This window comes from Bacillus sp. JZ105, from assembly GCF_053903125.1.
Window position 1 is genome coordinate 678,064 of record NZ_CP096387.1, and the last position, 12,068, is coordinate 690,131.

Below are 12,068 nucleotides of genomic sequence, written 5' to 3' on the forward strand. Positions count from 1 at the left end.
GTAAAGTCACAATCGCCCATTTTCAAAAGAATGAAACTTTTAGCCAAAGGAGGTTACCCATTTTTTGCGGCCTTTGATTTTGTTATAATATTTAAATGGAATGAAACGAATGGAGGAACGTTTTTCATGTATGATGTTACCGAGTGGAAGCATGTCTTTAAACTCGATCCAAATAAAGAAATTTCTGATGAACAGCTAGAAGCGATTTGCGAATCTGGGACGGATGCCATATTGATTGGCGGAAGTGATCATGTGACAGAGGACAACGTGCTTCAATTGATGTCAAAGGTCCGCCGGTTTCTAGTGCCATGTGTGCTCGAAATCTCCACACATGAGATGATTGTGCCTGGCTTTGATCTGTATTTCATCCCAACCGTCTTAAACAGTACTCACCCTGACTGGATTGTTGGGCTCCATAAGGACGCGATGAAGGAATTCGGTGATTTGATGTCAATGGAAGAGATTGTGCCTGAAGGTTATGTCATCTTAAATGAAGATTGTAAAGCGGCCAAGCTCACAGAGGCAAATACAGCGCTGGATATCGATGACGTCAGGGCATATGCGAGAGTGGCAGAGCATTTGATGAAGCTGCCCATTTTTTATCTGGAATACAGCGGAACACTTGGAGACATAGAGCTTGTCAAAGAAACAAAAGCAGTGCTTGATGAAACAGTTCTTTTTTATGGCGGCGGCATCAAGAACGCTAAGCAGGCAAAAGACTTCTCCCAGCATGCAGACGTCGTGGTTGTAGGAAACGTCATTTATGACAATTTCAACGAAGCATTAAAGACAGTGGATGCAGTCAAAAAGTCATCATAGTCAAATAAGACGAAACGGGTTAAAATAGAACATAAGTTCGAATTGGCGGTGAATGGAATGAATGAAATATCGAATCATCTATTAGAAGGGCTGAATGACGCACAGAAAGAAGCAGTCAAAGCAACAGACGGTCCTTTATTGCTGATGGCAGGAGCAGGAAGCGGGAAGACACGGGTGCTCACACATCGAATTGCCTACTTAATGGCAGAAAAGCATGTGGCGCCGTGGAACATTTTAGCGATTACATTTACAAATAAAGCAGCACGTGAAATGCGTGAACGTGTCCAAGCTATTTTAGGGCCTGGCGCTGATGACATCTGGATCTCTACGTTCCACAGCATGTGTGTCCGCATTTTAAGACGCGATATTGACCGCATTGGTGTGAATCGCAACTTCTCTATTTTAGACACATCTGACCAGCTTTCAGTCATTAAAAACATTTTAAAAGAACGGAATATCGATCCTAAAAAGTTCGACCCGCGCAGTATTTTAGGATCAATCAGCAGTGCAAAAAACGAACTCATTGACGCAGAGGAATACGCCAAAACAGCTGGTGATTTCTATGATCAAGTGGTCAGCGATGTCTATACAGATTATCAAAAGCGTTTACTCAAAAACCAATCACTCGACTTTGATGATTTAATTATGATGACAATTCGTCTGTTTGAGCGCATTCCTGAAGTATTAGAGCACTATCAGCGGAAATTCCAATACATTCATGTGGATGAGTATCAGGATACGAACAGAGCACAGTACATGCTTGTGAAACTGCTCGCGCAGCGCTTTCAAAATATATGTGTTGTCGGTGACTCGGATCAGTCTATTTATCGCTGGCGCGGAGCGGATATTACAAACATTCTTTCCTTTGAAAAAGATTATCCATCCAGTGAAGTGATTCTGCTTGAGCAGAATTACAGATCGACGAAACGCATTTTGCATGCCGCAAATACGGTCATTCAAAACAATGCAAACCGGAAGCCGAAAAATCTTTGGACAGAAAATGATGAAGGAGCGAAGATCGCCTATTACCGTGCAGATAATGAATTCGGTGAAGGACAATTTGTCGCAGGAAAGATTCGTCAGCTTCATCAGAGCGGAAAGCGCAAATTATCCGATTTTGCGATCCTTTACCGGACAAATGCCCAGTCTCGTGTCATAGAGGAAACGTTAATGAAAGCCAACATTCAATACAACATTGTCGGCGGCACAAAGTTCTATGACAGAAAAGAGATCAAGGACATTTTGGCATACTTACGCCTAGTGGCAAACCCAGATGACGATATTAGTTTTGCACGAATTGTCAACGTACCAAAGCGCGGAATTGGTGCGACATCTGTTGATAAAATTGCAGCATATGCGGAGATGAATGACCTGTCTATGTTTGAAGCACTTGGTCAGGTGGATTTCATTGGACTGAGTGCACGGGCAGCCAATGCGCTTGATGAGTTCAAACAGCTCATTGATCAAATGACGAACATGCAGGACTATTTATCTGTCACTGAATTAACAGAAGAAATTCTAGAGAAAACAGGCTATCGTGAAGCGCTGAAGCTCGAAAAAACGATTGAAGCACAAAGCCGCTTAGAAAATATTGACGAGTTTCTATCCGTCACTAAGAACTTTGAAGAACAAAATGAAGACAAGTCACTTGTGACCTTCCTGACAGATCTCGCCCTCGTCGCAGACATTGATAAGCTGGATGAGAATGAAGAAGAAGATCAGGATGCCGTTATCTTAATGACACTTCACGCCGCAAAAGGTCTAGAATTCCCTGTTGTTTTCTTAATGGGAATGGAGGAAGGTGTCTTCCCGCACAGCCGTTCATTAATGGAAGATGCAGAGATGGAAGAAGAGCGCCGCCTCGCTTACGTAGGCATCACACGGGCTGAAGAAGAGCTTTATTTATCAAGTGCGAAAATGAGAACACTTTTCGGCCGGACAAACATGAACCTTGAATCTAGATTCATTCGAGAAATACCAGCCGATTTATTGGACAACCTAAATGAGAAAAAAGAAACAAAAACACCGTTTGGCCAAACAAGAGAAAGACCGCAAAGACGGGGACCTGTCTCACGTCCGCAAACACAAACGATTCAAAACACAGGCGGCGGCAGTATTGGCTGGGCTGTGGGCGATAAAGCGGCCCATAAAAAATGGGGCGTTGGTACGGTTGTCAGTGTGAAAGGCAGCGGAGACAGCACAGAGCTTGACATTGCGTTCCCAAGCCCTACAGGCATTAAGCGTCTTCTCGCAGCATTTGCACCAATCGAGAAGCAATAAACTGATAGGACAAAACGGATGAATTGAAAGGAAGAAGCAGATGGATAAAGAAGCAGCGAAACGCCGGATCGAGGAACTGCACCAGATTTTGAATCAATACAACTACGAATATCATACACTTGATCGTCCAAGTGTTCCTGACGCTGAATATGATGCGCGGATGCGTGAGCTGATCTCTCTGGAGGAAGAACACCCTGACTTAAAAGCAGCGGATTCTCCTTCACAAAGAGTAGGCGGCGCTGTTTTAGACGCTTTCCAAAAAGTGCGTCACGGCACACCGATGCTCAGCCTTGGGAATGCGTTTAATGAACAGGACCTTCTTGATTTTGACCGCCGGGTTCGTCAAGCAGTCGGTGACGATATCGCATACAATGTCGAGCTGAAAATTGATGGACTCGCTGTTTCTCTCCGTTATGAAAATGGCGTGTTTGTCCGAGGAGCGACACGCGGAGATGGAACAACGGGGGAGGATATTACTGAAAACCTCAAAACGATTCGTTCCATCCCGCTTAAAATTAAACGCCCTCTGTCGATTGAAGTGAGAGGCGAGGCATTTATGCCAAAACCTTCTTTTGAAGCATTAAATGAAAAAAGAATACAAAACGAAGAAGAGCCGTTTGCAAACCCGCGTAATGCGGCTGCAGGTTCACTTCGTCAGCTTGATACGAAAATTGCAGCGAAACGAAACCTTGATATATTCGTCTACAGTATAGCGGAGCTTGATGAAATTGGTGTTGAAACGCAAAGCGCAGGACTTGATCTTCTCGACGAACTTGGCTTTAAAACAAACAAAGAAAGACGGATGTGCCAAACGATCGAAGAAGTCATCGACCTCATTGAAACATTAAAAGTAAAGCGTGCCGATTTTTCATATGAAATCGACGGAATTGTCATTAAAGTCGACTCACTGGCTCAGCAGGAAGAACTCGGCTATACAGCAAAAAGCCCGCGCTGGGCGGTTGCGTACAAGTTTCCGGCTGAAGAGGTCGTAACAAAGCTGCTTGATATTGAACTAAGCGTCGGACGTACAGGCGTAATTACACCAACAGCGATTCTTGAGCCTGTCAAAGTAGCAGGGACGACAGTGCAGCGAGCATCTCTTCATAATGAAGATTTGATCAAAGAAAAGGATATTCGCTTGTTCGATCAAGTGATTGTGAAAAAAGCCGGCGATATTATTCCTGAAGTCGCAGGTGTCCTTGTCGATCAGCGTACAGGCGAAGAAAAGCCGTTTCACATGCCAACTGAATGTCCAGAGTGTCATAGTGAGCTGGTGCGAATCGAAGGCGAAGTGGCCTTGCGATGCATCAATCCAGAATGTCCTGCCCAAATACGTGAGGGACTCATTCACTTCGTTTCCCGTAATGCAATGAATATTGATGGACTTGGCGAGCGGGTCATTACACAGCTCTTTAAGGAACAGCTAGTCTCTCGTGTGTCAGACCTTTACCGTTTAACGAAAGAAGAGCTCATTCAGCTTGAACGAATGGGTGAAAAATCTGTTGATAACTTACTCCGTTCGATTGAGCAGTCGAAAGAAAACTCTCTTGAGCGTTTACTATTTGGACTCGGCATTCGATTTATTGGTTCAAAAGCGGCAAAGACCTTGGCGATGCATTTCGAAAACATCGATCAATTAAAGCAAGCGACGAAAGAACAATTACTTGAAGTCGACGAAATTGGTGAAAAAATGGCTGATGCCGTCGTCACATACTTTGAGAAAGAAGAAATACTCGATCTGCTGAACGAACTAAAAGAGCTTGGAGTCAATATGACCTATACAGGACCAAAGCCGGTAAAAGCAGAAGAAAGTGATTCCTACTTTGCAGGAAAAACCATTGTGCTGACAGGAAAGTTAGAAGAAATGGCGCGAAACGATGCAAAAGCAGCGATCGAAGCGTTAGGCGGCAAGCTGGCAGGCAGTGTGAGTAAAAAAACAGATCTAGTCATTGCCGGAGAAGCAGCGGGGAGTAAGCTGACAAAGGCAGAAGAACTCAATATTGAAATTTGGGACGAAGCTAAAATGCTCGAGGAGCTAAAGAAATAAGAGGAGTGTTTTCTATTGAAAAAGTTGTTATTGCTGCTGACAATGCTCACACTGGCATTGTCAGCGTGTGCACCTTTTGGGGGAAAGGAAGAGGAAGAGGTCACACAAAAAACGGATGAGACGAAGGAAACAAAGGAAACAGCCATCATCCCGATGTACAATATCTCAGACTCCTATTACAAAATGGTACTGCCGTTTAAACAAGGAGCTGCGAGGGGTTTAACAGCGGAGCGTCTCAACACACGCTTGGACATTGATGAATTTGAAACAGGACTCATGCGCCTTGCAACAGAGTCATTTAATACAAACGACTATCTTTTCCAAGAAGGACAGCATTTAGATGAGGACACCGTTCTCAGCTGGCTGGCACGCAAAAAAACAGGCAGTGATCTGAAAAAGGCAGAAAAAGATGATAAAGACTTTAAGAATCTAGGCTTAAATCCTGCTCTTCCAAACTCAGGTTCAACAAAGTCTAAAAATGAAAATAGTCCCATCTACTTAGCTTCGATGCTAGAGCATAATTACTTAATTCGAAAAGACAAAAACAGCTTACAGCTTGGCGGAGTTGTCATTGGGCTTGCGCTGAACTCTGTTTATTATTACCGTGAAAAGATCGGTGACCCTCAGCAAGAGGTGACCATCGATTCATCGAAAAATTCAAAGAAACTTTTGGCAGAGGGTGAAAAAATCGCTGAACAAGTGATCAAGCGCATTCGTCAAATGGACGGACTGCAAAAAGTGCCTGTCATGATTGCCCTTTATAAGCAAGCACCAAAATCATCTATCGTTCCAGGTAACTTTATCGCCAAAACGGATGTAAAAGCAGGCTCCGCTGATATCGGAAATTGGGATACGATCGATGAGGAGAATGTATTCTTCCCTTCAGATAATGCGAAAAGCAGCTACAAAGATGATTCAGAGCGATTTGACCGCTTTAAGACAAAGGTCGAAGACTACTTCCCGAATTACACTGGTGTTGTAGGAAAAGGTTTTTACAAAAACGGCAACCTGCAAAAAATGAAAATTGAAATTCCAATGCAGTTCTATGGAAAAACGGAAGTCGTAGCCTTCACACAATATTTAACCGGTGAAGTCATGGATTACTACAAGAGTACCAATATCGAAATCAACATTACATCTTCTGATCAACAAGAAGCCTTGATTACGAAAAATGCTGAAGACAAAGAACCGACTGTTCATATATATGACTAAATAAGAGGGATTTCCAAACTCTTGTCAAAATATTAGTAGAAACCAAGAAGAAAGGCAGGTATGTTGATGCTCGTATAATGCTGATTACCGTCAAGAACATATAAAAAGACGATAAAAGGAGAATCAGCATGCATAAAGAAGTAAAAGCACGATACGATGAACAGAAAGTCTTAAAGAAAGCGGCTCACTTGTATGACTTTCAGCTTGACCAAGTCACATTTCTAGCCGATGCAGAAAATTATGTGTATGAATATAAGGCAATGAATGGGGAGAATTATATATTAAAAATCACCCATACCATTCGTCGTTCACCCACATATATTTTAGGAGAAATGGACTGGATTCAATTCCTGTCACATCATGGTATTTCCGTAGCAAAGCCGATTTCATCAGCTAGAGGAAAAGACGTTGAAATCATTCCTGATCAAGCCGGAGGCGCATTTTTACTCCGTGTGTATGAAAAAGCACCGGGGAGAAAAGTGAATGAAGGAGATTGGAATGGGAAGCTGTTTGAAGCGTTAGGGTCCTATACAGGACGAATGCATCAAATAACAAAACGATATCAAGTAAAAGATCCTCTTTATAAGCGTCAAGAGTGGTATGAAGAGGAGCAATTAAAGCTTGATCAATATATTCCGTCTGATCAAACGGTTGTGTTGCGAAGAAAAGATGAACTGATGCAAAAGCTGCACCAGCTCCGAATTTCGAAGGATGTGTATGGACTGGTGCACGCCGATTTGCATCATGGGAACTTCCATTATCATCAAGGAGAGATTATCGCATTCGATTTTGATGATATTGGATATCACTGGTTTATCAATGATATTAGTATTTTGCTATACAATGTTCTTTGGTATCCAGTGATTCCCTATGAGGATAAAGCTGAATTTACGGCAGAATTTATGAGTCATTTTCTAAAAGGCTATCGACAGGAGAATGAGCTTGATGACGCGTGGCTGGCAACAATCCCTGATTTTCTCATGCTGCGTCATATGCTTATTTATGGGCTTTTACATCAAGCATTTGATCTCCAAACAATGACTTCTGACCAAAAAGCCATGCTGTCATGTTTTCGAAAGGAAATTGAGCAAAACACACCAATTACTCCTTTTGACTTTCAACAGCTGGCCCGATAAAAGTAACCCCTTGCTGTGTTACAGCAAGGGGTTTTTAATGACTACACCGTATCACACTTCACGCCAACGACGCTTTCTAGATCTTTAATATCAAAGTACACATCGGTTGTATAGCGGTCTTTATGCACGCGTACACGTACTTCCATGATTGGATATTCCTTTTCCTTTAAATCATCAATTCGTACAGAATGAATACGGATATTGAGGGCTTTCATTTCTTTTAAAATATCGGTCATGCGGTTTCGGTCAGAAAGAGACATTCTAATGCGGATTTCTTTTTCCTGCAGGCGAATCGGTCCGATCCGCTGGAAGAGCCATGGCAGAAATTCAACACTAATGAGAATAAAGAAAAGACTGAGGAAGGCCTCTTTATAAAATCCTGCACCTGTTGCAACCCCAAGCCCTGCTGCTCCCCAGATCATCGCAGAAGTCGTGAGACCTGAGATGACATCATTGCTTTTTCGAAGAATTACACCTGCTCCAATAAAACCAACACCAGATATAATTTGCGCCGGTAACCTGAGTGGGTCCATTTGAAGCTTAGAGACTCGAGGGAAATTGTAGGCTGCATCAATGCTGATGATGGTTAAGACGCAGGAGCTGACAGCAATGACAATACACGTTTTTAAGCCGAGGGGCTTTTTCTTCAGCTCTCGTTCAAGCCCGATAATCAGACCGATTAAGGTGGCCACGGCTAATTTTAAGACTGTATCCCATTCAATTGTCCAAAACATGCGTATCGCTCCTTTCACTTCATGTACGTTTCACCACATGTATATGATCTTCTCACAGCCCATATGGCTGCACAACTCTTATTTTATTCAGTTTCTGAAGAAAGAAAAGCTTTTTATTTTATTTAAAAAGAGAGTCATCCGCATAGGGCAGATGACTCTTCATGTTCTTATTTTGTTTCTTCTTCAAGATGATCTTCCATCTTGTCAAAAAGCTGTTTTGATGCTTTTGACGGCTTACTTGTCAATAAGCTCACAATAATGGCAGCTAATCCACTAAGCGTAAAGCCTGGAATCATTTCATAAATACCTGTGGCATGGTTGAGGCCTGTCGTAATCCATGTCAGAACCACAACCGCACCAACGATCATTCCAACTAGGGCACCGTGATGATTCATTCGTTTCCAGTATAGGCAGAGCAAGATGACTGGACCAAATGAAGAACCAAATCCTGCCCAAGCATAACCGACAAGGTCAAGAATGGTATCACTTGGGTTAAGTGAAAGGCAGAGAGCAATCACAGCGACAACGAGTACAGACATCCGGCCAATCATGACGAGCTCTTTGTCTGATGCTGTTTTTCTAAAGAACGTTCTGTATAGATCCTCTGTCATGGCACTTGCTGTGACAAGCAGCTGAGACGAAATTGAACTCATAATCGCAGCTAAAATGGCAGAAAGTAAAAATCCAGTGATATATGGATGGAACAATACTTTAGAAAATACGATAAAGATGGTTTCAGGGTCAGCAAGGTTCATACCCGTTTCATGAACATAGGCAACACCCACTAAACCGACAGACAGTGATCCAATCACTGAAATAATCATCCAGCTCATTCCGATTCGGCGTGCTGGTTTTAAATCTTTAACGGACGTAATGGCCATAAAGCGCACGATAATATGCGGCTGTCCAAAGTAACCTAGTCCCCAAGCAAGGAAGGAAATAATGCCAATGACGCTCGTTCCTCTAAAAATATCAAGCAATTTAGGGTCAATCTGTTGAATGTCTTGGATTGTAGCAACAGGTCCGCCTAATTGTGTAAAGGCAACGATCGGCACGAGCACTAATGCTAAAAACATGATAGCTCCTTGGACAAAGTCCGTTAAGCTCACTGCCAAAAATCCGCCGAACAATGTATACAAAATGACAATACTTGACGTCAAAATCAGTCCAAACATGTAATTTGCACCGAATGCTGACTCAAATAAACGTCCGCCTGATACCATCCCAGACGATGTATACAGCGTAAAGAAAATTAAAATGATGACGGCTGAAACAGCTTTTAATAAAGCAGATGATCCTTTGAATCGTTTATCAAAGAAATCAGGAATCGTAATCGCATCATCCGCAATCTCTGTATAAGAACGTAAACGAGGTGCAAGAATGAGGTAGTTCAAGTAAGCACCAACGATTAAACCAATCGCAAGCCAGGCTGTCGATAAACCTGTTTTATACATTTCACCTGGCACACCCATCAGCATCCATCCACTCATGTCCGCAGCACCTGCTGAAAGGGCTGTAACGAATGGGCCAAGCCCGCGTCCGCCAAGCATATAATCATTTAAATCATGTGTTTTCCTGAATGCATACCAGCCAATGGCAAGCATCCCGATAAAATAAATAGATAAGGAAATTGTAACTTCAATACTCATTTTGTGTTCTCACCTTTTTCGTATTAATTTGACATCACCTCAATCAAAATATACAGAAGTGCGATGGCAGCTTTTTTGCTTGACTGTCCCGCTCACTGCTATGGTTACTAAACCTAACAGAGTATTCCCAAGTGATCAACCTGACTAAACCTCTTCATTTTGAAGAAAAAATGGACTGATCGGTGATAAGAATCAATATGTAAACGATTACAAAAATAAACCAAAGTAAAAATTTTCTGAAAAATTAAAAGTCACCTGATGAATAATTCCTTTTGAAAAAAAGATGTTTTCAAGAGAATGAACCTTTCACAGCACCTGCGTAAAGTTGCTTTAGAACAGTAAAATTTGATATGATAAAGTGTATATGACTTATGATCATGACCACGAGTACGCATCATTTTTGGAGGTGAACCTGCATGTCAAGAATTTCAATAGAAGAAGTCAAGCACGTTGCCCATTTAGCAAGGCTTGCGATTACAGAAGAAGAAGCTGAGATGTTTACAGAACAGCTTGATAGCATCATTTCATTTGCAGAGCAGTTAAACGAGGTAGATACGGAAAACGTTGAACCTACTACACACGTATTAAAAATGAAAAACGTCATGAGAGAAGATGTTCCGAATAAAGGTCTTTCCATTGAGGCAGTCGTCAAAAACGCGCCTGATCATAAAGACGGCTATATTCGTGTGCCATCAATTTTGGACTAAAGGAGGCCCGAGACATGTCACTGTTTGATCACAAAATTTCTGAATTAAAAGAGCTTTTACATAAAAAGGAACTGTCTGTTTCTGATTTAGTGGACGAGTCTTATAAACGAATCAATGAAGTAGACGGGAAAGTACAAGCATTCCTTGCACTGGACGAAGAGAAAGCACGTGCGTATGCAAAGGAATTGGACGAGGCAGTTGGTGAAAAGGACGAGCTTGGCTTATTGTTCGGTATGCCGATCGGTGTGAAAGATAACATTGTTACAAAGGATTTGCGTACTACAGCTTCAAGTAAAATCCTGCAAAACTTTGATCCAATTTATGATGCAACCGTTGTGAACCGCCTAAGAGACGCTGAAGCAGTCACAATCGGTAAATTAAATATGGACGAATTCGCAATGGGATCTTCTACGGAGAACTCAGGCTACAAAGCAACGAAAAACCCGTGGAATTTAAACACTGTTCCAGGCGGATCAAGCGGTGGATCAGCAGCTTCTGTTGCAGCAGGTGAAGTACCGTTCTCACTTGGTTCAGATACAGGCGGTTCTATTCGTCAGCCGGCATCTTTCTGCGGAGTTGTCGGTCTTAAGCCGACATATGGCCGTGTATCCAGATACGGATTAATCGCATTTGCTTCATCATTAGACCAAATTGGTCCGATTACACGTAATGTAGAAGACAACGCATATGTTCTTCAAGCAATTGCAGGTGTCGATCAAATGGACGCAACAAGTGCAAATGTCGATGTCCCAGATTTTCTTTCTTCATTAACTGGCGACATCAAAGGCTTGAAAATTGCTGTGCCGAAAGAATACCTTGGCGAAGGCGTCGGCGAGGAAGCAAAAGAGTCTGTTCTTCAAGCGTTAAAAGTATTAGAAGGACTTGGTGCTTCGTGGGAAGAAGTATCTCTTCCGCACTCTAAATATGCGCTTGCGACTTACTACTTATTGTCTTCTTCAGAAGCATCTGCGAACCTTGCTCGTTTTGACGGCATCCGTTATGGCTACCGTACAGACAATGCAGACAACTTGATTGATTTATACAAAAATACTCGTTCTGAAGGTTTCGGAGACGAAGTGAAGCGCCGCATCATGCTTGGTACATTCGCGCTAAGCTCAGGATATTACGATGCGTACTATAAAAAAGCGCAAAAAGTCCGTACATTGATCAAAAAAGACTTTGAAGATGTTTTCGAAAAGTATGATGTCATTGTAGGACCAACAACGCCGACACCTGCATTTAACATTGGTGAAAAAACAAGCGACCCGCTAACCATGTATGCAAACGATATTTTAACGATCCCTGTTAACCTTGCAGGCGTTCCAGGAATCAGTGTGCCTTGCGGGTTTGCAAATGGCCTTCCGTTAGGACTGCAAATCATCGGCAAGCACTTTGACGAAGGAACAGTGTACCGCGTGGCTCACGCTTTTGAGCAAGCAACAGATCATCATAAAGCAAAACCTGAACTGTAAGGGGTGAATCAG

At 42.5% G+C, this 12,068-nt stretch carries 9 protein-coding genes; 7 read left to right on the forward strand and 2 right to left on the reverse strand.

The features are described from left to right. The first annotated feature begins 126 nt into the window (after positions 1-126). From pcrB to M1D81_RS03415, 5 genes are all read left to right on the forward strand, one after another. Positions 127-819, forward strand: coding sequence for a heptaprenylglyceryl phosphate synthase (gene pcrB, locus M1D81_RS03395; RefSeq protein WP_456265634.1), 693 nt, complete (start codon positions 127-129; stop codon positions 817-819). 57 nt (positions 820-876) lie between these two features. Then, positions 877-3,099: a DNA helicase PcrA gene (gene pcrA, locus M1D81_RS03400; protein ID WP_024426683.1), complete on the forward strand. Its 2,223-nt coding sequence runs from the start codon at positions 877-879 to the stop codon at positions 3,097-3,099. Positions 3,100-3,139: 40 nt separating this feature from the next. Then, positions 3,140-5,146 carry an NAD-dependent DNA ligase LigA gene (ligA, locus tag M1D81_RS03405; protein ID WP_456265633.1) on the forward strand — a complete coding sequence of 669 codons (2,007 nt, stop codon included), beginning with the start codon at positions 3,140-3,142 and terminating at the stop codon, positions 5,144-5,146. Between the two features lie 15 nt (positions 5,147-5,161). Beyond that, positions 5,162-6,358, forward strand: coding sequence for a CamS family sex pheromone protein (locus M1D81_RS03410; protein WP_456265632.1), 1,197 nt, complete (start codon positions 5,162-5,164; stop codon positions 6,356-6,358). A gap of 128 nt (positions 6,359-6,486) precedes the next feature. Continuing rightward, on the forward strand, positions 6,487-7,494 hold the full coding sequence (locus M1D81_RS03415; RefSeq protein WP_456265631.1) for a phosphotransferase enzyme family protein: 1,008 nt from the start codon (positions 6,487-6,489) through the stop codon (positions 7,492-7,494). Positions 7,495-7,535: 41 nt separating this feature from the next. On the opposite strand, the gene M1D81_RS03420 is transcribed toward M1D81_RS03415, so the two are convergent. Then, entirely contained in the window at positions 7,536-8,228 is a 693-nt protein-coding gene (locus tag M1D81_RS03420) for an MgtC/SapB family protein (RefSeq protein ID WP_456265630.1), read from the reverse strand. Positions 8,229-8,395: 167 nt separating this feature from the next. Next, complete coding sequence (putP, locus tag M1D81_RS03425) at positions 8,396-9,877, reverse strand: sodium/proline symporter PutP (RefSeq protein ID WP_456265629.1); 1,482 nt, start codon at positions 9,875-9,877, stop codon at positions 8,396-8,398. Positions 9,878-10,293: 416 nt separating this feature from the next. Between putP and gatC the strand changes: the two genes are divergently transcribed. Next, positions 10,294-10,584: an Asp-tRNA(Asn)/Glu-tRNA(Gln) amidotransferase subunit GatC gene (gene gatC / locus M1D81_RS03430; RefSeq protein WP_024424549.1), complete on the forward strand. Its 291-nt coding sequence runs from the start codon at positions 10,294-10,296 to the stop codon at positions 10,582-10,584. Positions 10,585-10,598: 14 nt separating this feature from the next. Then, positions 10,599-12,056, forward strand: coding sequence for an Asp-tRNA(Asn)/Glu-tRNA(Gln) amidotransferase subunit GatA (gene gatA / locus M1D81_RS03435; protein WP_024424550.1), 1,458 nt, complete (start codon positions 10,599-10,601; stop codon positions 12,054-12,056). The last annotated feature ends 12 nt before the right edge of the window (positions 12,057-12,068 follow it).